Source organism: Streptomyces sp. NPDC029159, from assembly GCF_055564055.1.
The window spans coordinates 773,604-794,657 of record NZ_JBVHWT010000001.1 but is presented as its reverse complement, the minus strand read 5'-3'; the positions used below and the strand labels follow the sequence as shown (position 1 = coordinate 794,657).

The 21,054-nt window shown below is 73.8% G+C and carries 18 protein-coding genes and 1 pseudogene; 8 read left to right on the top strand and 11 right to left on the bottom strand.

Annotation, left to right across the window (positions count from 1 at the left end):
- Positions 1–70: 70 nt before the first annotated feature.
- The 6 genes from ACZ4U4_RS03570 to ACZ4U4_RS03545 form a co-directional block, all read right to left on the bottom strand.
- Complete coding sequence (locus ACZ4U4_RS03570; RefSeq protein WP_467868777.1) at positions 71–1,462, bottom strand: lanthionine synthetase C family protein; 1,392 nt, start codon at positions 1,460–1,462, stop codon at positions 71–73.
- Positions 1,459–4,650 carry a lantibiotic dehydratase gene (locus ACZ4U4_RS03565; protein ID WP_467868776.1) on the bottom strand — a complete coding sequence of 1,064 codons (3,192 nt, stop codon included), beginning with the start codon at positions 4,648–4,650 and terminating at the stop codon, positions 1,459–1,461. The genes ACZ4U4_RS03570 and ACZ4U4_RS03565 overlap by 4 nt, the downstream gene beginning before the upstream one ends.
- A gap of 119 nt (positions 4,651–4,769) precedes the next feature.
- Positions 4,770–4,904, bottom strand: coding sequence for a hypothetical protein (locus ACZ4U4_RS03560; RefSeq protein ID WP_467868775.1), 135 nt, complete (start codon positions 4,902–4,904; stop codon positions 4,770–4,772).
- An 850-nt stretch (positions 4,905–5,754) separates the two neighbouring features.
- Entirely contained in the window at positions 5,755–6,327 is a 573-nt protein-coding gene (locus tag ACZ4U4_RS03555) for a TetR/AcrR family transcriptional regulator (protein ID WP_467868774.1), read from the bottom strand.
- Between the two features lie 54 nt (positions 6,328–6,381).
- Positions 6,382–7,746, bottom strand: a complete 1,365-nt coding sequence (locus tag ACZ4U4_RS03550; protein ID WP_467868773.1) for an amidase — start codon at positions 7,744–7,746, stop codon at positions 6,382–6,384.
- Positions 7,733–7,990, bottom strand: coding sequence for a hypothetical protein (locus ACZ4U4_RS03545; protein ID WP_467868772.1), 258 nt, complete (start codon positions 7,988–7,990; stop codon positions 7,733–7,735). Before ACZ4U4_RS03545 ends, ACZ4U4_RS03550 begins: the two co-directional genes overlap by 14 nt.
- A gap of 263 nt (positions 7,991–8,253) precedes the next feature.
- On the opposite strand from ACZ4U4_RS03545, the gene ACZ4U4_RS03540 reads away from it, so the two are divergent.
- From ACZ4U4_RS03540 to ACZ4U4_RS03525, 4 genes are all read left to right on the top strand, one after another.
- Complete coding sequence (locus tag ACZ4U4_RS03540; protein ID WP_467868771.1) at positions 8,254–9,147, top strand: MBL fold metallo-hydrolase; 894 nt, start codon at positions 8,254–8,256, stop codon at positions 9,145–9,147.
- A 203-nt stretch (positions 9,148–9,350) separates the two neighbouring features.
- Complete coding sequence (locus ACZ4U4_RS03535) at positions 9,351–10,412, top strand: HpcH/HpaI aldolase/citrate lyase family protein (protein WP_467868770.1); 1,062 nt, start codon at positions 9,351–9,353, stop codon at positions 10,410–10,412.
- 5 nt (positions 10,413–10,417) lie between these two features.
- On the top strand, positions 10,418–11,290 hold the full coding sequence (locus ACZ4U4_RS03530) for an HpcH/HpaI aldolase/citrate lyase family protein (protein ID WP_467868769.1): 873 nt from the start codon (positions 10,418–10,420) through the stop codon (positions 11,288–11,290).
- A 371-nt stretch (positions 11,291–11,661) separates the two neighbouring features.
- Positions 11,662–12,366: a DUF4232 domain-containing protein gene (locus tag ACZ4U4_RS03525; protein WP_467868768.1), complete on the top strand. Its 705-nt coding sequence runs from the start codon at positions 11,662–11,664 to the stop codon at positions 12,364–12,366.
- A 110-nt stretch (positions 12,367–12,476) separates the two neighbouring features.
- On the opposite strand, the gene ACZ4U4_RS03520 is transcribed toward ACZ4U4_RS03525, so the two are convergent.
- The 4 genes from ACZ4U4_RS03520 to ACZ4U4_RS03505 form a co-directional block, all read right to left on the bottom strand.
- Positions 12,477–13,133 (bottom strand): transglycosylase family protein, encoded by a 657-nt coding sequence (locus tag ACZ4U4_RS03520; protein ID WP_467868767.1) that lies wholly within the window; start codon positions 13,131–13,133, stop codon positions 12,477–12,479.
- A 1,069-nt stretch (positions 13,134–14,202) separates the two neighbouring features.
- Positions 14,203–14,931, bottom strand: a complete 729-nt coding sequence (locus ACZ4U4_RS03515; protein ID WP_467868766.1) for a DUF6344 domain-containing protein — start codon at positions 14,929–14,931, stop codon at positions 14,203–14,205.
- A 260-nt stretch (positions 14,932–15,191) separates the two neighbouring features.
- The gene (locus tag ACZ4U4_RS03510) at positions 15,192–15,746 is read right to left on the bottom strand and encodes a DUF5994 family protein (protein WP_467868765.1); all 555 of its coding nucleotides are present in this window, start codon (positions 15,744–15,746) and stop codon (positions 15,192–15,194) included.
- A gap of 378 nt (positions 15,747–16,124) precedes the next feature.
- Positions 16,125–16,373: a hypothetical protein gene (locus tag ACZ4U4_RS03505; RefSeq protein ID WP_467868764.1), complete on the bottom strand. Its 249-nt coding sequence runs from the start codon at positions 16,371–16,373 to the stop codon at positions 16,125–16,127.
- Positions 16,374–16,804: 431 nt separating this feature from the next.
- On the opposite strand from ACZ4U4_RS03505, the gene ACZ4U4_RS03500 reads away from it, so the two are divergent.
- The gene (locus ACZ4U4_RS03500) at positions 16,805–17,260 is read left to right on the top strand and encodes a tellurite resistance TerB family protein (RefSeq protein ID WP_391647157.1); all 456 of its coding nucleotides are present in this window, start codon (positions 16,805–16,807) and stop codon (positions 17,258–17,260) included.
- A 209-nt stretch (positions 17,261–17,469) separates the two neighbouring features.
- On the opposite strand, the gene ACZ4U4_RS03495 is transcribed toward ACZ4U4_RS03500, so the two are convergent.
- Positions 17,470–18,045, bottom strand: coding sequence for a TerD family protein (locus ACZ4U4_RS03495; protein WP_467868763.1), 576 nt, complete (start codon positions 18,043–18,045; stop codon positions 17,470–17,472).
- A 406-nt stretch (positions 18,046–18,451) separates the two neighbouring features.
- Between ACZ4U4_RS03495 and ACZ4U4_RS03490 the strand changes: the two genes are divergently transcribed.
- The 3 genes and pseudogenes from ACZ4U4_RS03490 to ACZ4U4_RS03480 form a co-directional block, all read left to right on the top strand.
- On the top strand, positions 18,452–18,940 hold the full coding sequence (locus ACZ4U4_RS03490) for a BlaI/MecI/CopY family transcriptional regulator (RefSeq protein ID WP_467868762.1): 489 nt from the start codon (positions 18,452–18,454) through the stop codon (positions 18,938–18,940).
- Positions 18,941–18,943: 3 nt separating this feature from the next.
- Positions 18,944–19,912, top strand: coding sequence for a M56 family metallopeptidase (locus ACZ4U4_RS03485; protein WP_467868761.1), 969 nt, complete (start codon positions 18,944–18,946; stop codon positions 19,910–19,912).
- Positions 19,913–19,993: 81 nt separating this feature from the next.
- Positions 19,994–20,809: pseudogene (locus ACZ4U4_RS03480) on the top strand (SDR family oxidoreductase); the annotation flags it as partial.
- Positions 20,810–21,054: the final 245 nt, after the last annotated feature.

Genomic DNA, 21,054 nt, shown 5'->3' with positions numbered 1-21,054 from the left:
CGCCCTCCGTTCGGGGCGGTCCGCCCCGGACGCCGGGGCTTGGACCTGCCCGGTCCGCCCGGCCCGCCCCTCAGCGGAGCAGGAAGGCCGCGTCCCACGGGGTTCGTGGCCTGGCGTCGGTGGCGTACGCGTGGAGGGCGAGGGCGATTCCGGCGGCGCCGGTGAGGAGACCGGGGCCGGCGGGGGCGTCGTCCCCTGCGGGTTCCGGGGTCCCGGGGCGCTTCGAGGTGGCCGGGGGCCGCGGCCCGTAGGGGGCGTCAGGGCCGTCCGCACCCTTACGGGTGGCCGGGGCCGGGGGCCCGTAAGGGCCGTCGGGTGCAGCGGCCACCCCCGGGAACCCGTAAGGGAGTTCAGGGTCGTACGCCGCGACGAGCCGGGCTGCCAGCGCGTTGCGGTGGGCCGTGAGTCGGGGGTGCGGGGCGTCCTCGGTGAGCGTGTGGCACAAGTGGAGCAGGCCCGCGTGGCCGTGGCAGAAGGCGTGGTCGGTCACCCCGCGCGGGTGGTCGAGGTCGGCGGCGAGGGCGTCGGCGGCGAGAGTGCACAGTCCGGTGTCGCCGAGGGCGCGTCCGGCCTGGTGGAGGGCGGCGGCGGTGCCGGGGGTGCCGTAGCACCAGGCGGTACGGCCGGGGGCGGGCGGCTCGGCGCCGTACCGCTCCAGGGGGATCAGGGCGGGCCAGCCGCCGTCCTCGGTGCGGTGGGCGAGGAGTTCGGCGACGAGGTCGGTGACGGCGGTGCGCAGCCCGGGGGCCGGGACGCCGTCGCGCAGTGCGGCGGAGAGGACGGCGAGGGGGCCGCTGATGCCGTGCGCCAGGCCGAAGTTGACGTGGCCACGGGGGTAGTGCGGGTCGGCGGCGCCGGGGGCGTGCGGGCCGTCGGGTGACCACCAACCCGGTACCGGCACGCCGTCCAACGGCAGCGGCCGGGTGAGGCGGATGAGGTGGCCGACGGCTTCGGCGAGCGCGTCCTCGTGGGTCCCGCGCCGGAGCAGGAGCAGGCGGGCCAGCCCGGTGACGCCGCTGATCAGGTCGTACCGCGGGAACGGCACCCCGGGGCGGCCCGCGTCCAGGCGGGCGCGTTCCGGCGCCAGGGCGCGGTCGAGGAGGCGGTCGAGTGCGGTGTCGAGGCGGGTGAGGAGGGTGGCGTAGTCGTTCGGGGTGCGGCGGGCGGCGTGCGCCGCGAGGGCGAGGGCCGGTATGCCGTGGTAGAGCCCCTGGTCCGTCCGTCCGGAGAGGCGGGCGGCGGCCGCACCGAGATGGGCGTGGGCGGCCCGGCGGAACTTCGGTTGCCCGTAGGACAGTTCGGCGTGGAGCAGGGCGAGGGCCGGGTAGCCGTGGTCCAGGCTGAGCGGGGCCAGGTCCGGGACGTGTTCGGCCATGCGCTCCGGATCGGCGAGCCTCCCGGCCACCTCGTACGCCACCTCGGCGGCGCGCGGGCGCAGGACCGGGGGCCGCGGTGGAGTCATCGGACGTGCCTCCTGCGGTCGGTGTGGGCCTGCGCGGCGCCGCGGGCGACGGCGTGCGCGAGGAGTTCGCCGGGGCGGTCGGTGCCGATGAGGCGGTTGTGGTGCATGTGCAGCAGGGAGCTGAGGACCTGATCGGGGTCCGACCAGCTCCGTTCCCCGAGATCGCGCAGGAGGGTGCCGTAGCGGGCGGTGGCCTCGGCGCGCCGCCGCCACAGGCTGCGCAGCGCCTCGTCGGCGTCGCCCGCCGGGCCCGCGCGGTACGGGTCGACCAGCGGCAGGGCCTCGCGGCGGCGCTCGCGGAAGCCGCGCTGGCGCTGCTCGTCCTTCGGGACCCTCCGCACCAGCCAGTCGGCGCCGGCCGGGTCGCCCTGCTCCGTCCCGTCCGCAGTGTGGAAGGCCCGGGCCAGATCGGCGAAGCCCGCGGCGGCGACCAGCAGCGGCTCGGTCCGCTCCCGCCGGGCGTGGCGGCGACGCAGCTGCTCCAGCACGGCAACGCTGTCGGCGTGGAAGACCCGCTCGGCCGCTTCCATCGCCTCCGGGCCGCCGTACCGCTCCAGCTCCGGGTCGTAGGTGTCCCAGACCGCACGCCGGGTCAGAGCGGCGGCGTGCAGTGCGGAGGTCGCCGCGTGGAGCCGCGGCTGGAGGTCACGGGCGAGCGCGGCGGCCGGTCCGTGGAAGCGCAACCGCAGGTGGGGGCCGTCGCCGTCGGTATAGCGGAGGAAGAACCAGCGGTCGACATCGTCGGGCAACTCCCCGAGGAACGGCGCGAGATGGGTTGCCAGCAGTTCCTCGTGGCGGTCGGCCGGGGCGTAGAGGGAGAGGTGGAGCCAGTCGCCGCCGGGGAGGTGCACGGCGCCGGGGGTGCGGCGAGGGGTGGGGCGGCGCGTGGCGCGGGGCTTCCCGCCCGGGGTGTGGGCTCCGGGGACGGCGCGCAGCGGGATGACGACTTCCGCGAGGTGCGGGCCGTCGGGGCCGCACAGCCAGCCGTCGGGGAGGCCGTTCTCCTCGGGCACTTCGCGCAGGTGGACGCGGTCGCCGCGGAGCAGCTCGCGCCGTAGGAGCCGGGCGTGGCCGGGCCGGGTGAGATCGAGGCGGACGAAACGGTCCCCCCAACCGACCTGGACCCGGTCGGGGACGGTCCAGCGCCGCTGCCAGTCACGGAATGCCTCCCACCACTGTGCGAACGGCGGTTCGGGCGCCCGCAGTTCCGGGCCGGGAGTCCAGTGTGCCGCGCTGAGGACGGTGCGCCCGTAACGGACGCGTGGCAGCCGGGGCAGCACGGAGGCACCGCCCCAGGACCACATGGACCAGGTACGGCGCCCGCTCTCGGCAATCTCACAGAGGAAACGGGACACATTGGGCAGGCACTCTGCCACGTTGAGCATGTGGAGGACGGCGGGCTCCACACGCCTCCCGGTGGCCGTGTCCACCAGCCACAGCCCGTCGAGGTCCGCGCAAACCGCCAGATCGCGGGGGTCGAGCACGGACGGATCACCGGGGTCGGCATAGCAGCCGACCGGCAGCAGGTGGTCCAGCAGTTGCGGCACCTGCGCGATGTTGCCGATCCGGACGTCACCGGGCCGGACAGCGACCTGGGCGCGCACGGCGTCCTCCGCGCCGGCACCGTGGGACGCCGGCTCCGGGGCGTCGTCCTTGCCCACCAGCGCCGCGAGTTCACCGGCGGACCGCGCATCGAAGAGGTACCCGAACCGTCCGAGCAGGCTGCCCGCCTGCCGCGATCCGTTGGCCAGAACGAGCCGGAAGTCACCGCCGGCCATCGCATCGGCATCCGGAGCCAGCAGCCGCCCGCAGATCTCCAGCGTCTCCGGCGCGCCGTCCCCGTCCTTGGCGAGACGGCGTACGAAGGGGTGGTCATCGTCCAGGACCACTTCGGATGCGCCCGTGAGCAGCGCTTCCTGGGCGAGTGCGGCCAGCGCCCGGGCGCGCTCGCGATCGGGTACGTCGCCGGGGGCGGTGCGGAGGCTCGGCGGGCGCCGGTATCCGGCGGGCGCGCCCAACCCGGCGTCCGGGTCGAGCACTTCGGCCAGCGAAACGGCCCGGCCGGTGCCGTACCGCTCCAGGAACGCCTGGTGGTATTCGCGCAGATGCGCCGGGCCTGCGGTGTCCGGGGACAGCCGCCACAGCAGCGCCGCGGCGCGGGCGGCCTCCTCCGCCACGGCGGCGGGCAGCCGCACCTCGGCGTCGAGCGCCAGATCCACCTGGAGCAGATCGGTCCCCGGCCGCAGGCGGCGCATTCCGGCGGCGACGTCCCGCAGCTCCGGTACACCCTCGCCCAGCGGGCTCTCGGCGTAGCGCAGCAGCTCCTTCCGCACGCCGTCGAGTTCGGCGAGTTCCGGCAGGGTCTCGTTGCCGACCGTGCCGCAGACGTCGAGCACGTACCCGAGCGGGTCGGCCTCCTCCAGCGGCGGCCTGGCCCTCGTCAACAGTACGTCCGTACGGAGCAGTTGGCCGATCAGGCCGTCCGCCGCCTCCTCGGTCAGGCCGGGGAACCGCTGTTGCAGCGCTGCCGCCAGATCGGCCCCGAGCACCGGGCGGTGGGCCAGTTCCAGCACGGCGGCCACCACCTTCGAGTGGCGCAGGCTGACTTCCTGGACCGCCCGGGTGGTCCGCTCCGCGCCGTCCCGGCCGGACTGCTGTACCTGGGAGAGCACCAGGCGGCCGCCGCGGACCCGGCAGAGGGAGTTGACCACAACGTGGAGGTGGCGCAGCACCTCGGGGCGGCGCTCCCAGGCGGTGACGAGCCCGGTCAGCCAGGCCCGGTCGGGACGTACGGCACGGCGGTGTGCGGCGCCGAACCGGACGCGGGGCTGTTCGCCAGGGGCGGCGAAGCGGACCGGGGTGACGCCCGCCATCAGCCCGAACGGGGTGGCGCGGGTACTCATCCGCAGGCGGTAGGAGGTGAGTGCGCGGACGGCGCGGTGCAGCCGGTCGGGGGCGACGTCCTGGCCTTCGTCGAGCACCTTGGTCAGCAGTCCGGCGAGCGGCGGGCTGGCGATCTCCACGGCCTCGCGGACCATCGGGCCGTCGGCGAGCGCCCTCAGCGCGGCGGCCGGACCGTCCGTCCACCCTTCCCCCTCGGGGGCGGCGCAAGGGGGCGCGTCCACCGGGTGGACGGGGGCCCGCAGCATGCCGAGGCCGGCGGGCCGGAAGAGGTACTGCTCGGACACCTGGGCACGCTCCTCACCTGCCGCCCGTCCCGGCGCCCGTGCCGTGGCGGCGACGTCTCATCGAACCGGGGCCCGACGGCGGTTCGCCGCGGGCCCCGGGACCACCGGTTCGCTCAGCTTCAGCAGTTACAGGTGGAGGGCTGGACGGTGAGGATCACCGTGGTGGTCTCGCCCTTGGCGGCGGTCTCGTCGGCCTCCTCGTCGAGAAGCTCGCGGATGTCGAGGTCGAGGTCTTCCAGCAGTGCGGCGGGCATATCAGTTCTCCTGTCGTGGGAATTGAGTGGTGCGCGCGGCGGATAAAGGAAATGCACGGAGTGGGAGGGAATCCCCATCCCCTTTATCGGAAGCTGCGCTGCCAGCCAGGTGACCGGGCGCCGCAACCGTAGAACCGGCGAATCCGTACTGTCAACGGTTCCCCGGGAGTTAACGCCCTGCTTACTTCGGCTCCCGCCGCACATCTGGCCGTTTCCCCGTTATCGCCCCCGGAGTTCAAAGCGGAGAAAACCGGACCCCGAGCCCGGTGGAATTCGATGGGCGAATCGCTCACGGAACGGAGCCGGCGGGAACTCCCCGCCACTCTCGGAAATTTAATCCACCATTTTCCTGGTACGCCCGTCCGGCCACCCTCCAGAGACATGGCGGGGTCCGCATGCCCCCTTTCGGGGACGTGAACTCGTCCCCGCTTCCCGCGACACCCGCAGACCCCTTCCCGGCGTATGTACAGGTCAGAGTCGAATCGGGGATGACGTGAACCGGAGGCGACCCGATGCCAGGCATTGACAGACGCCGCCATCACGGCAGGGCATTCACCTCTCGCACTTCTCCCGCAAATGGCGAGCGTCCGGCGATGAGGATGCGCGGCGAGTCGACGGATGGCCGCACCCCTCAAGTACTCACCGGTAAGAAAGGGGAACCTTTGCCACGCAAAGTGGACTCCGCGTTACGGTGGGTAATCTGCCGTTCGGGATGCGCGCCCGAATCCACCGGGACGAGCGGCTTGGAATACGCCCCGCACGTCCGCCCCATGAGCCCTGCGCCATACGAACATTTCCGGAGTAATTCCGGTCCGGCGGCCCCCGATATCCGGCCGCGCGCCCGCAATCGTCAGGCGGATTCCTCCGGCGCGGTGAGGGCCGTTTCGACGAGATGGTCGGCGTATTCGGCGGTCAGCGGGTCCGGGCGGAACAGGATGCGGTACATCATCGGAGCCACCACGAGATCCATGACCGTCTCCACGCGCGGGGCCGTCTCGCCGCGGTCCAGCGCACGGGCGAGGATCGTCTCGACCTGCCCGGCGGCGTACGCCGAACACTGCCCGGCGTTGGAACCGTCCGGGTCGCCCAGCAGCGCGTCGCGGACGTAGGCGCGGCCGGGCGGCGAGGCCATCTCGTCGAGGAACTGCCGGGCCCAGGCGGTCAGATCGGCGCGGAGCGCACCGTGGTCGGACGGCGGCTCCTCGGGGCGCAGCCGCTCGACCGCGACATCCGACAGCAGCTCATGGAGATCGCCCCAGCGGCGGTAGATCGTCGAGGGGGTGACGCCCGCGCGGGCCGCGATCGCCGGGACGGTCAGCTTGGCGCGGCCCTGCTCGGCTTCGAGTTCCCGCACGGCGGTGTGCACCGCCTCCTGAACGCGCGCGCTGCGCCCACCCGGGCGCGCCATGGGCTTGGGACTCATGGCGCCACCTTAAAGCAACATCGTTGCGTTCCTCCCTGCCCCGCGCCCCTAGCGTCATGCCGCGGCGACGGCCGGAACCTCCTCCCCGTACCGGACGGCGTAGGCGTGCCCGGCGCGCAGCACCACCTGCTCGCCCAGGGGAGGCCCCATCAGCTGCATCCCTACGGGCAGCCCGGCCGAGTCCTGACCGACCGGCAGGGTCAGGGCGGGTATCCCGGTGATGTTGGCGGGCGCGCAGAGGCGGACATACGCGTCGGAGACGCTCTCCGTCGTGCCGTCGGGCCAGCTGACGGCGGACCGCCCGACCTCGGTGGCGGTCATCGGGACGGTGGGCGCGGCGACCACGTCGACCTGCTCGAAGAGGCGTATCCACGCCTCCCGCATCAGCCGTTGGGCCCGCCGGGCGCGCAGATGATCGCCCGCCGGGACGGTGGTCCCGGCCTCCAGGAGCACCCGGACGTCGGGGCCGTACAACTCGGGCGAGGCGCGCAGGGTGGCCTCGTGGTACGCGGTCGCCTCCGGGACCATCAGCCCCCAGTGGACGGCCTGGACGTACCGGGCCATCGGCGTCCCGACGGCGACAAGGGTGGCGCCGAGCCCCGCCATCCGGTCGAGGGCGGCGCGGACGGCGGCCTCCACCTCGGGGCTGACGCGGTCGAAGTAGTAGGTGTCCGGCACGCCGATCCGCAGACCGGTCAGATCGCCATCCGGGAGCGGCCCCACAGGCGCGCCCTCGGGGCCGGTCAGCTCCTGGAGGACGAGGGCGGCATCGGCGACCGTGCGGGTGAGGGGACCGACGTGATCCAGCGACCAGGACAGCGGGGTCACCCCACGCCGCGGGAGCAGGCCGTAGGTCGGCTTGAGTCCGACGACGCCGTTGAGTGCGGCGGGGACGCGGATGGATCCGCCGGTGTCCGTGCCCAGGGCGAAGGTGGCGGCGCCCGTGGCCACCGCGACCGCGGAGCCGCCGCTCGACCCGCCGGCTATCCGGCCGTCGTCCCGGGCGTTCCGGGTCTGCGGAGTGATCAGCCCGTAGGCGAACTCATGGGTGTGCGTCTTGCCCAGGAGGACGGCGCCGGCGCCGGCGAGGCGGGCGGCCACCTCGCTGTCGGCGGATGCCAGGTGACCTGCGCGGACGCGGGAACCGGCGGCGGTGGCCAGCCCTGCGGCGTCGATCAGGTCCTTCAGGCCGAACGGGATGCCGTGCAGCGGGCCCCGGTGGTGTCCGGCCGCGATCTCCGATGCGGCACGGGCGGCCGCCGCGCGGGCCGCGTCCCGGGCGACGGCGGCGTAGGGGCCGAGCCGCGGCTGTACGGCGTCGATCCGGTCGAGCACGGAGGCGGTCAGCTCGACCGGGGACAGCTCGCGCGCCCGCACGGCGGCGGACGCCTCGGTGAGGGTCAGGTCAGCGGGGTGCATCGGTGGTCTCCCGTTCGGTGGTGTGGTCGGCCGGGGGCGTCTCCCCGAGGTCCAGCTGACGCAGCGGGGCGAGCACGGTGTGGAGGTGGTGCGCGACGGCCGCGACCTCGGCGTGCCGCTCCACCGGCAGCCGCACCCCGGCCCGCAGCGCCGCCCGCGCGGCCTCCGCGGGCGTGAAGCCGAGGCCGCCGCCCCCGTCCGCCTCCACCGGCGCGGTGCGCGCGGCGTTCTCCGCGAGGTCCATGAACATCCCTCCGTACAGGCGCGGTTGGAGTCGCCCGACCGTTCCGCACCCGCCACCCGATCGAGCTAAAGCTAAAAGATTGCGTTAGTTGAGAGTAGGCGCTACGCTCGACTAACGCAAACAGATAGCTTTTGCAGAGAACGGGAGAGGCACGAAAGATGGTTCCCACCAGCCCGACGCCACAGCAGATCCCGCCCGGCCCGCGGACACCGCCGGACCGACTCCCCCTTCCACTCCCCTTTCCTCCCGCGCCCGCATGGGAGTTGGGCGGCATCACCGTCCACCGCATCGACGAGGTGGCCCTGCCACCGCAGACGGGCCCCTGGCTGCTGCCGTCCGCAACGCCCGAGGTGGTCGACCGAACCCCGTGGCTGCGGCCCGACTTCGCGGACGGGTCCGGCGTTCTCCGCCTGAGCAGCCACACCTTCGCCTGCACCGTCGGCGGTCTGCGCGTACTGATCGACACCGGCATCGGCAACGGCAAGACCCGCGCCAACCCCGCCTGGCACGGCCTGCGGACCGACTACCTCACCCGCCTGACGGCCGCCGGATTCCCGCCGGACACCGTCGATCTGGTGCTCCTCACCCACCTCCACACCGACCACGTCGGCTGGAACACCCGTGCCGACGACGGCGATTGGCGGCCCACCTTCCCGCACGCCCGCTATGTGACCTCCCGCCGGGAGTGGGAGCACTGGGCCGCCGCGGAGATGGACGCCGCACGGCGGCAGATGTTCCGCGACTCCGTCCTCCCGGTCCGCGATGCCGGACAGCTCGACCCCGTCGATGTGCCCGCCGCGGGGACCGCGATCGCGCCGGGCATACGCCTCCTCCCCACCCCCGGACACACTCCGGGCCATGTCGCCGTGGAGCTGCGCGGCCGTACGGGCACCGCAGTGATCACCGGCGACTGCGTCCACCACCCCGCCCAGCTGGCCCACCCGGCGGTGGTCAGCTGCGTGGACACGGACCCGGCGCAGGCCGTGGCCACCCGGCGCACCCTCCTCGACTCGCTGGCCGGAACGGACACCCTGCTCCTCGGCACCCACTTCCCGCCGCCCACCGCCGGGCTGGTCCGGGCCCGGGGCGACGCCTACCGCCTCATACCGGTCCCGGGCCGCCCGGAACCGACCGCCGCGGCCGGCATCCGCGAGTGACGGCCGAAGCCACCCCGAAGCCGCTGCCGGAGGCAGCTCCGCACGGCGCGCGCACGCCTCCGGAGGCGTGCGCGGTCGGTGACCAACGGCACACATACTGACCAGTAGCATCCGTGGACGCCGCCTCTAGAGTGAGCCGCACGCCGTCGGCGTTCGTGCGCGCAGGCGGCCCCCGGAACCCTCGATCCGAGCAGGGAGACTGCATGCGCTCTCCGAAGGACTTCTTCCGCCCGCTGGCCGTCGGGGCGCCGACACCGGTGCGGGAGGTGCCGTTCCGCCCGTCCCGGATGATCCACTTCTTCGACCCGGGCAACGAGAAGATGGCCGCGAAGATCCCCGCCATCGCCCCCACCGTCGACGTGCTGCTCGGCAATCTGGAGGACGCGGTCGCCGCCGACCGCAAGGAGGCGGCGCGCGACGGGCTGGTGAAGATCGCCCGCGCCACCGACTTCGGCGACACCCAGCTGTGGACGCGGATCAACAGCCTCGACTCGCCGTGGGTCCTCGACGATCTGCTGACGCTCGTCACCGAGATCGGCGACAAGCTCGACGTCATCATGGTGCCGAAGGTCGAGGGCGCCGCCGACATCCACTACATCGACCGGCTGCTCGCACAGTTGGAGGCGAAGGCCGGCATCCGGCGGCCGATCCTGGTCCACGCCATCCTGGAGACCGCCACCGGCGTCGCCAACGTCGAGGAGATCGCCGGGGCCAGCCCCCGGATGCAGGGCATCTCCCTCGGCCCGGCCGACCTCGCCGCCAGCCGCCGGATGAAGACCACCCGCGTCGGCGGCGGCCACCCCGGCTACCTCGTCCGCCAGGACCCCGACACCCGGGACGCGGACGCGGACCGGGCCACGTACCAGCAGGATCTGTGGCACTACACCCTCGCGCGGATGGTCGACGCCTGCGCGGCGCACGGGATCCTGCCGTACTACGGGCCGTTCGGCGACATCAAGGACACCACCGCCTGCGAGGACCAGTTCCGTAACGCGTTCCTGCTGGGGTGCGTCGGCGCGTGGAGCCTGCACCCGGTGCAGATCGGCATCGCGAAGAAGGTCTTCTCGCCGTCGCCGGACGAGGTCCGCTGGGCCCGCCGGGTCATCGAGGCGATGGGCGACGGCACCGGCGCGGTGATGCTCGACGGCAAGATGCAGGACGACGCGACCTTCAAGCAGTGCCAGGTGGTGGTCGAGCTGGCGGACGCCCTCGCCACCCGCGACCCCGAGCTGCGCGCCGCGTACGACGCGGCCGGAGAGGAGTGAGTACGGTGACCGGTCCCACGCTGCGGCCCCGCCGCTCCGTGCTGTACATGCCGGGCGCCAACGCCCGCGCCCTGGAGAAGGCCAGGTCGATCCCGGCCGATGCGCTCATCCTCGACCTGGAGGACGCGGTCGCACCGGACGCGAAGGCCGACGCCCGGGAGCGGGTGGCGGAAGCCGCCGCCTCCGGTGCGTACGGCCACCGTGAGGTGACGATCCGGGTCAACGGCCCCGGTACGGCCTGGCACGCCGACGACCTGCGGGCCGCCGCGGCAGCCGGTCCGGACGCCGTCGTGGTGCCGAAGGTCGAATCGGCGGCCACCGTACGGGAGGTGGAGCGGGCGCTGGAGGCGGCCGGGGCACCGGATCACACGGCGGTCTGGGCGATGCTCGAAACGCCGCGGGCGATGCTGGACGCGCGCGAGGTCGCGGCGGCCGGGGAGCGGCTGTCGGTGCTGGTCATGGGCACCAACGATCTGGCGAAGGAGCTGCACGCCGAGCATGTGCCGGGCCGCGCACCGCTGTTGACGGGACTGTCGCTGGCGCTGCTGGCGGCCCGCGAGAGCGGCAAGGTGATCCTGGACGGCGTCTACAACGACGTGAAGGATCCCGCCGGTTTCGAGGCGGAGTGCGTCCAGGGACGTCAACTCGGCTTCGACGGCAAGACGTTGATCCATCCCGCGCAGGTCGCGCCGTGCAACGAGGTGTTCGCGCCGTCGGAGGCACAGATCGAGCGGTCGCGGCGGATCATCGAGGCGTTCGACGAGGCGGCGCGGGAGGGCCGCGGCGTCGTCACCGTCGACGGCCGCATGATCGAGAACCTCCATGTGGAGGACGCCCGTCGCATCCTGGCTCTGGCGGAGGCGGTCGCGGGGCGGTAGCGCGGCGGACGGAACGGGGCGGGGCCGACGCGGGCGGGCGAACCCCGTCCGGGCCTCGGCCGTCAGGCGTGCGCAGCCGCTCGACGGAATGCGCGCGGCGGGTCCACCGGGCCTACGGCAGCGGCCTCGTGGCGCCATGCGCCGGGCATGCCTCAGATCGCTCACGGCAGAAGGGAACGCTCGGCGGCGTTACCGCATCTCCCCTGATGGAGAGGGGTAACGACGGTGGGCGGACCCTGGCGGAGCGGGTGCTCGCCGGGCGGTTCCGGGACGTTAGCGTGCTGTTAGTCGATCACCAGTGGGCGGCAGCAATGTGGTGTGTGCGGAACGAAGCAACGGACCGCACCCGCCGAACCCACGAGGGGGACCCCATGTCGCGCACCGCCACGCTCCGTCTGGTCCGCAGGACCGCCGCCGCCACCCTGGTCGCCGCCGCCGCGCTCAGCCTGACCGCCTGCCAGGAGGGCGGCTCGGACAAGGCGTCGTCGGCCGCCGCAGCGGACTCGACCCCCGCGAAGGCCGCCGACGGGGACTCGTCGGGCCAGGCGAACGGGGCCGAGGCCCGCCAGTCCGGTGACGAGGGCGCGCCGTCCGCCGCGGGCCGGGGCCAGGACGCCCAGTCCGGCTCGCGCGCCTCGAACGGTACGGAGCGCTGCCACACCGACGGTCTTGAGGCCGGCTGGGGCGCCGACGGTGGCGGCAGGCCCGACATGGAGAGCTCCGAGCAGCAGATCACGGCGGTCTGGCTGAAGAACACCGGCAGCTCGACCTGCACCATCAAGGGCTTCCCGGGTGTCAGCATCACCGGCACCGAGGGCCAGACCTGGGACCTGCGCCGCTCCAACCAGGCGGCCCAGGCGGTCACCCTCAAGCCCGGTGCGCACACCAGCTTCACCTTCGCGCTGCTGCCCAGCACCGACTCGGGCGACAGGAAGGTCACCCCCGGCATGGTGACGATCACCCCGCCGAACGAGACCAAGCCCTTCAAGCTGGAGTGGCCCTTCGGCGGCTCGATCCTGGACCAGTCCGCTGCCACCCACCCCGGTACCTTCGTCAACCCGGTCGGCAGTCACTGATTCCAGGGTCCCGATGACTTCGGCGGAATCCACGCCCCGGTTACCGGCACCGAGCTTCTCGGTCCCCGGCTCCAGAGCGGTCCCCACGGCCCCGGTCACCTCTCCCCGGCTCATGCGCGCAGCTTCAGGTGCTGGCCCGGGTAGATGTGGTCGGGGCCTTCGTCGAGCGTGTGGCGGTTGAGTTCGTACAGCTTCTGGGTGCCACCGGGGGTGTGGGCGCGCTGGGCGATGACGGAGAGGCAGTCGCCGGGCTGGACGACGTAGCTGCTGCCGGTCAGGGCGCTCTGCTGACGGTGGGCGGTGGTGCCGTGCTGGCGCTGGACGTGCTGGCGCTGGACGTGGTGGTGCGGGTGGCGCTGGGCCTGCGGTGCCGGTGCGGGCCTGGTGGCCGGGCGTTCCGGGGTGGCGCTGCTGACGCCGTCGGACGGGCCGGTGGCACCGAACCGGCCGCAGACGGGCCAGGGCTGGAGGCCGCGGTCGGCGCGGATGCGTTCCCCGACGGCGATCTGCTGGGACTTCGTGGCGAGGTCGGGGCGCGGGGCGTACTTCTTGCCGCCGTAGGCCCGCCAGGTGGAGGGGGCGATCTGGAGGCCGCCGTGGTAGCCGTTGCCGGTGTTGATGTGCCAGTTGCCGCTGCTCTCGCAGTGGGCGATGCGGTCCCAGTCGGTGCCCGCCGGGACGACCGGTCCGGCCGGGGCGGTGGGGACCGCTGCCGCGGTGGCGCTCTGGCCGCCGAGGCCGAGTGCGCTCAGGACAACGACCAGCATGTACAGGATGGTTCCGACGGACCGTTTGGCAAACGCTGACGACATGACGGTTTCCTCCATGCTCCGGCGACGCCGTGACGCGAGGTCCGCCACGGCCGTGGGCACGACCCAAGAAACCGGGCAATATGCTTTTCGGCACGTCTGCTGAGCCTGAAATGCGCGTGTTTCACCCGGCTGGCTGCTGTTGCGGAAGCCTCGGAGACGCTCCGCCGGGCACCGCGGGGAGCGCACACCCCGCATCGGAGCAATGACCGTCAGAAATTCTCAACTTCTCTTCTGTGCCTGCTAGTTGGCTTGTTTTCCTTCCCCCTCCCCGTCATGACGGGTGGTCGTGCCCGGCCTGGTGGCGAAGGCCGGGTGGCGGCGTCCCGGCGCCGGGTGTAGAGGCGGGCGCGGCACGAGCGCGTACGGGATCCTGCGTGCCGGAAAGTGGCAGGGACCCTGCGTGAGGACAGCGGCCCGGAAGGGGCACGTACGGCGGCGAGCGCGGGGTGAGCGTGGCTGCGATCCGGCGTCGTACGGGCGCGGGAGCCGATGTCGTACGAGTGCGGGCGCAGAAGCGGATGTCCTGCGGCTGCGAGCGGGTGGACGGGCGCCGTGCGAGCGCCGCCGCGAGATGCGGAACCGATCCGGGCCACCGACGTCACAGCAGGCGGTCAGGCGGCGCGCTCATGTTCCGGCGCGGCCAGACCCTCGCCTGATTTCCCCTCAACCCCCTGGCCGTACGCGGAGACACGACGTACGGCCCCTGCCCCTCATCCCCCGGCGCGGTCACCTCACGCGCCGAACGCCCCCGCCTTTTCCCCTACTTCTCCCCTGACCGGCCCGTACGGGTTCGCGTGCCGGTCGCGTCGTCAGCGGCAGGGTGCGGTGTCCGACGCGTCATCCGTTTCCGTCGCCGCGCCATACCGGCTCCCTGCCGTCTCATCTCTTCACTGTCACCGCATCTGTTCTGTCACTGCCGTGGCCTGGACCGGAGCGGCCGGGCACGCTGCCGCGCGGCGCTCGGGAGCGCCGCGCATGTGGCGTGGGTCCGGGGCTGTTCACCCCGGCGGCGTCGGGCCCCCGGTCACGTCGTACAGGCGGTGTGTTCGCGACTGCGGGCCGCCGGGACGATGGCCGCGGACCGCTCGTCCGCCGGGTCGGCGTGTGGATCGTCCGCCGGGACGGTGCGCGAGGGTTCGGTCCCGGTGGCGAGCCGGCTGCGGGTGGTGGGTGAGGAACCGTGGGCCTCGGCGCGGATCCGCTGCTTGATGGTGGGCGGCAATTGGGGGCCGCCGTAGAGACGCATCTCCGGTACGTGGGCGCCGGCGATACGGGGCGAGGGGAGGAGCGGGCCCGCGGTCCGCAGCCGGTTGCGGGGGGCCGGTGGCCGCTCGGGGAAGTGGTCCTCGGGTGCGCGGCGGGCGGCGGGGGTGACGGCGGCGGGTGCGGTGGCCGGTGCGGGAGCCGATGCCCGGGGCGGGCGCGTGGTGGTGGCCGTCCGTGCCGCGGGGGGCGTGGGGGCGCCGGGTGCGGGGCCGGGATCGCCCGCCGCCACCGGTACCGGTGGTGCGGTGGCCGCGGTGCGCGGTGCGCCGAGGACTGCGCGGGGGGCCGGTGTGTACGGGGCGACCGGGACGTACGCGGTGGTGCGCAGCGCCCGGGTGTACGGGGTGGCGCCGTACAGGGAGTCGCCGTACCGGGCGGCCCGGCGGCAGGCGGCCGCACCCGGGGCGGCGTAGCGGAACATCGCCAGCAGCTTGCCGAGCACGGCAAGGCACACCGCCCAGAACTTCACGACCTTGGTCGCAGCCATGGTCCCTCGCTTTCCTTCGCGTACCGGCGGTCGGCCGCCGGAACCTCGGTTCGGTACGTGGTGCACCGCAGTCCCGGGCCGGAAAACGGTGGCGGGCCACCGCTTCTGTTCCGCCGGTTCTGTGGTGCTTTCTCATGATGAGTACGCAATGGGAGGATCGGAGGACCGACGCACGCGCGGCGCCGTTCTTCGGACGAACACCACTCGACCGCAGTACCCGGCCGCCCGACGCCCCATGGGGGACCGGGCCGCGGCGGCCGTCAGCGGTTGCGGACCGCGTGGGGATGGCCTGGCCGGGCCGCCCGCGAGCGCTCCGGGCGGCGGGGCGCCGGGCCCTCCTCCGGTACGGGCGCATCAGCAGGGAACGCGCCGGTGGCGACACCCGCCAGGATGCGTACGGCGTCGGCCTCCGCGGTGCGGGGCGGCAGCACGCGCAGGTCCCAGCGGCCGAGTCCGGCGGCGACCAGGCAGAGGCTGGGCGGGCCCGGGCGGTCGGGGAGGCGGCGCAGGCGGATGACGTGGCCGGCGACGAGGGTGAGGGTGGGCAGCGGCGTCCAGAGCGCACCGTTCACGGTGGCGTGGGTGATGCGGGGCCAGTCGAAGGGCAACGCCGGGAGCAGTTCGGGGAGTTCGGCCTCCAGGTCGGCCGTGCGCGGCCACCAGACGCCGTCGGTACGGCGGGCGACGCCGGTCGCGGGCGCGATGGCGAGCCGGGCGACGGGCGGCGGCGCGTGGTGCGGCTGCCGACGGGCGGTGGCGGTGATCCCGGTGTATCCGGTGATTCCGGTGGTGGCTCCGGTGGCGGTGGGGTTCATGGTGTGCTCCAGGGCCGGGTGGCCCGGTGCGGGTGGGTCAGGGGTGCAGGGCTGCCCGACCGGATCCCGTACGGGGCGGAGCCGTAGGGGAACGGCCCTGGGGGAGATGCCGTAGGGGGACGGCCGTAGGGGGAGGCCCGTACGGGAAGTGCTGCGCGGGGAGGCCCGCAGGGGACGGCCCGTACGGGAAGTGCCGTACGGGAAAGCCTGTCGGGGAGGTGCCGTACGGGAAAGCCCGTCGGGGGTGCGCCCGTAGGTGACCGGGCGGGCGCCCCGGGCGGGAGCCGTCGTTCGTGGCGGCAGCCGTGGAGCAGGGCGCGGCGGGGTGGGGTCGGCGACATGGGCCAGGATCCGGGGGTGGTGCGGAAGGTGCCGCGGTCAGGATCCGGTGGGTCGGCCGTCGCCCCGTTCGCCGGGGGTCGGCGGCGGGGGCCCGGCGGCGTGCGGGCCGGGGCGGCTGCCGCCGCCGTGCGGCCATCGGCGCATCCGGAGGCGGAAGGAGGGTTGCAGCGTCGCGTACTTGTGCGTCGCCATCCGGCCCGCCTGCTGGGCGTTGACCCGGGCGAGGAACAGTACGCCCAGGGCGATCAGTGCCAGCAGAACGATCACGGTCAACGCGATCTGCATCGTGCTCACCTCACTCGGGCCTCACGGTCCGGGCCTTCCGGCACGGGGCCCCGGGGACCTCGGCGGAGCCGCACACGGGCCTCGTTCCGGCGGGCGGTCCCCGGTCACTCCACCGTAACCCCAACTTGCCCAACAATGGGCGGAATGTCCGGAGCGAGGGCCGGTGCGGGCGAGACGGTGACGGACGGGCGGACCGGCGGGCGGCGGCGCACGGCGAACGCCCCGGGCTCCCCGGCCACCCGGAAACGATCTCGTCGGACCCTGCCCCTCCACAAACCTCTACATACCTGTAGATTTTACCTACGCATGACCAAACCGGCTGTCGGTCGGCCGGACGTGACGTGCCCGCGGCGCGGGTCGCACCGTCCGTCCGGCACGGCCGTGCGGCGCCGGCACACGGAACAACGGACGAGGACGACCAGGAGATCCCGATGGCACTGTGGGACCGGATCAAGGATTCCGCCCAGACGATGCAGAACCAGCTCGTCGCCAAGAAGAACGACCTCAAGAGCGGCGCCTTCCGGGACGCCAGCATGGCGATGTGCGCGCTGGTGGCGGCCGCCGACGGCACGATCGACCCGTCCGAGCGGCGCCGGGTGGCACAGCTGATCGGCACCAACGAGGTGCTGCAGAACTTCGCGGCGGACGACCTCCAGCGTCGCTTCGACGGCTACCTCGACAAGCTGACCGCCGACTTCGACTTCGGCAAGGTCGCCGTGATGCAGGAGATCGGCAAGGTGAAGAAGAAGCCGGTCGAGGCGCGTGCGGTGATCCAGATCGGCATCGTCATCGGCGGCGCGGACGGCGACTTCGACAAGACCGAGCAGGCCGTGGTCCGCGAGGCGTGCTTCGCACTGGACATCAACCCGGGCGAGTTCGACCTCTGACACCCCGCGGCCGGACCCGTAAGGGAACGCCCGGCCGGGGAAGCCCGTAGGGGCGGGTCCGTACGGCATCTCCCGTACAGACCCGCCCCTACGGGCACCGCCATGCACACGGCGGCCGCACGCACGACCGCCCGGTCCCGTACGGAACTCCCCGTACGGGGCCGGGCGGCGTGGCGACCGGCGCTGCGGTCAGACGGCTCGGCGGTGGGTCACACGTTCACGCCGAAGTCGGCGGCGATGCCGGCGAGACCGGAGGCGTAGCCCTGGCCCACGGCGCGGAACTTCCACTCGCCGCCGTGCCGGTACAGCTCGCCGAAGACCATGGCGGTCTCGGTGGAGGCGTCCTCGCTCAGGTCGTAGCGGGCCAGCTCGGCGCCGTCGAGGCGGTTGATGACGCGGATGAAGGCGTTGCGGACCTGGCCGAAGCTCTGGCCGCGGCTCTCCGCCTCGTGGATGGAGACCGGGAAGACGATCTTCGCGACCTCGCCGGGGACCTCGGTGAGGTTGATGTTGATCGACTCGTCGTCACCCTCGCCCTCACCGGTGAGGTTGTCGCCGGTGTGCTGGACCGAACCGTCGGGGCTGGTCAGGTTGTTGTAGAAGACGAAGTGGCGGTCCGAGACGACCTTGCCCGCCTCGGTGCAGAGCAGGGCGCTCGCGTCCAGGTCGTAGTCGGCTCCCGTCGTCGTCCGCACGTCCCAGCCGAGGCCGACGGTGACCGCGCTCAGGCCGGGCGCCTCCTTCGACAGCGAGACGTTGCCGCCCTTGGCCAGCGAGACTCCCATGGTGTACCTCCAGGTGATGTGCCGGTGCGCGCACGGGCCGGACGCATCGGCGCCCGGTGTGCGCGGGGCGCCGCGCACGGACCGGCGTATCGGGTTTCAGAGCTATGAGGGCTATGAGGTGGGCACGGCGCCGCACCGCCGGCGCCCGGGTCGGCGGACAGGACAGATGCGGCGCACGGAGTTAAAATCTACAGGACTGTAGAAGTTGGCGCGGCCCGGCGACGCCGTCCCGTACGGGCTCTCCCCCACGGCCCGTCCCCTACGGGGCATCCCCTGCGGCACGCCCCGGGGCCTGTCCTCCGGGACCGGCGGGGGAATCCGGCCGCGCGGTACGGGCCGCGGCCGCGGTCGTAAGATGCCCCGACGTCCCGGCCCCGGGACGCCCGGCACGGCGGGAGGCGACGGCATGGGCGGGAAATCCTTCGGAAGAGCGCTCGGCGCGCCCTCCGGACACAGCGGATCCGGCGGTTCCGCCGGCGCCCCCGGCGGTTACCGCGCGGGCGGCCCGGAACGCGCCCGCCGCCGCGGCCAGGGCGAGTTGGAGGCGCAGGTCCTGACCGCGCTGCACCACGCGCCGGAACCGGTCTCCGCCGCCTGGGTGCAGGAACGACTCGGCGGCGACCTCGCCTACACGACGGTGATGACCATCCTGTCCCGGTTGCACGCCAAGAAGGCCGTCACCCGGGAGCGGTCCGGCCGCGCCTACCTCTGGACGCCCGCCGCCGACGAAGCCGGGCTCGCGGCGCTGCGGATGCGCCGGGTCCTGGACGGCGAACCGGACCGGGACGCCGTCCTGACCAGCTTCGTCTCGGCGCTGTCCGCCCATGACGAACAGGTGCTGCGCGCCCTGCTGGACGGCGCCGCCCACGGTGGCCCGGCGCCCGACGGGGACTGACCCGTGGGGTTCTTCGTCTTCCTCCCCCTGGTCCTGCCGCTCACCGCGCTGCCGATCGCCAAACTCGCCGGCCAGCACCTCCACCCCCGCGCCTCGACCCGCCTGCTGACCCTGCTGTCCACCGTCCTCGCCGTGTGCAGCACGCTCTGCCTGGGCCTGCTGATGGTCGTCGGGACCGCGCAACTGCCCGGCAACCCGCTGCCGGACGGCTGGTCCGACCCGGAGGTACGCGCCGCGGTGCCCCTGGCGGAGATCGCCGGGACCGCCGCGATCGCCGCGCTGGCCGCCGCGGGCGTGGCGTGCGTCGGGGCGCTGCGCCGCCACCGCCGCATCCGGGCGCGCGCCCACGACGCGCTCGCCGCGCTGCCCCCGGGCCACGACCCGGCGGTCCTCCCGGACGCGACACCGTATGCGTACGCCGTGCCGGGCACCCCGGGGCGCCCGGGGCGGGCCGCGCGCTCCGGGCGGGTCGTGGTGTCGCAGGGGATGCTGGACAGCCTGGACGGCGCCGAGCGGCGGGCCCTGTTCGCGCACGAACGGGCCCATCTGGACTGCCACCACCACCGCTATCTGCTGGCCGTACGGCTGGCCGGGTGCCTCAATCCGCTGCTGTTGCCGTTGCGTTCGGCGGCGGCGTACGCCACGGAGCGGTGGGCCGACGAGGAGGCCGCCCGCGCCGTCGGCGACCGCCGGGTGACGGCGCACGCGGTCGGTAAGGCGGCGCTCGTGGGGCGGGCGGGCGCCCCCTATCCGGAGCTGGCGCACTTCGCCGCCGCGGAGACCGGTCCGGTGCCGCGCCGGGTGGCGGCGCTGCTCGCGCCCGTACCGCCGACCGGCAGCTGGCCGCACGCCCTGACCCCGACCGGCCTCGCCACCCTGGTCGCCGCCGCCGGCACCGCCACCTCGGCCCTCGCCTCCCTGAACTCCACGATCGCCCTCGTCCTCATCCTCAAGGCCGCGACACCGCTGTGAGCGCGGGGTCCCGTCCCTGGGGGGCCGCTTTTCCGGCCTCTCCATAGGGGAGCCGGTCTCCAGGCCCTACCGTGGCCGGTCATGGACCTTCTGATCGTGGGCGGCAGCGGCTTCCTGGGACGCGAGGCGGTCCGGCAGGCGCGGGCAGCCGGACACACCGTGACGGCGACCTTCGCGACCCGCGCCGGTGACCTCCCCGGCGTCCGGTGGCTGCCCATGGACCTCCGCCGCGGCGAGGAGATCACCCGGGTGCTCGGCGAAGTCCGGCCGGACGCCGTCCTCAACGCGGCGTACCGCCAAGGCGACCGGGCAATCACGGCCGACGGTGCGATCCATCTGGCGCGGGCGGCCACGCGGTACGGCGCCCGGCTGGTGCACGTCTCCAGTGACGCCGTCTTCTCCGGCGCCGACGTCCACTACGACGAGTCGGCCCTGCCGGATCCGGTCACCCCCTACGGGGCGGCGAAGGCCGCGGCCGAGACGGCGATCCGGCTGTTCGTTCCGTCCGCCCTCGTCGCCCGCACCTCGCTGATCATCGGCGACGGCGACTCCGCGCACGAGCGCTTCGTCCACGATCTGGCCACCGGGCGGCGCGGCGGCGTGCTGTTCACCGATGACATCCGGTGCCCCGTCCATGTCGCCGACCTCGCCGGCGCCCTCCTCGAACTGGCCGCATCCGACCGCGCGGGCGTGTGCCATCTCGCCGGGCCGGACGCCGTCAGCCGTCACGCGCTCGGGGTCCTGATCGCCGAACGCGACGCGCTGGACGCCGCCGCGCTCCCGGCCGGCCGCCGCACCGACACCGGCCCCCCGGGGCCGCTGGACGTCCGCCTGGACAGCACGCGGACGCAGCGCACGGTGCGCACCACGCTCCGCGGCGCCCGCACCTTCCTGCGCCGGGCGGATCGCCCCCTCGCCACGGAAGCCGCAGGTCAGAGATGGACCCATCGCCCTGTGGACGGCTCCGGGGCCCCGCTCGGCCCGCCCCGGCGCGGCGGGTCCGGCGGAAGCGCTCCGTCACAGCTCCCGGGAAGTTCTACAACACTGTAGATATTGCCGGTACGCTGGCCCTCCACACGGCCGTAACGGGTGTTTTCGGAGGGGGAGATGGCGACGAGGTGCACACTCCCGGGCTGGGACTG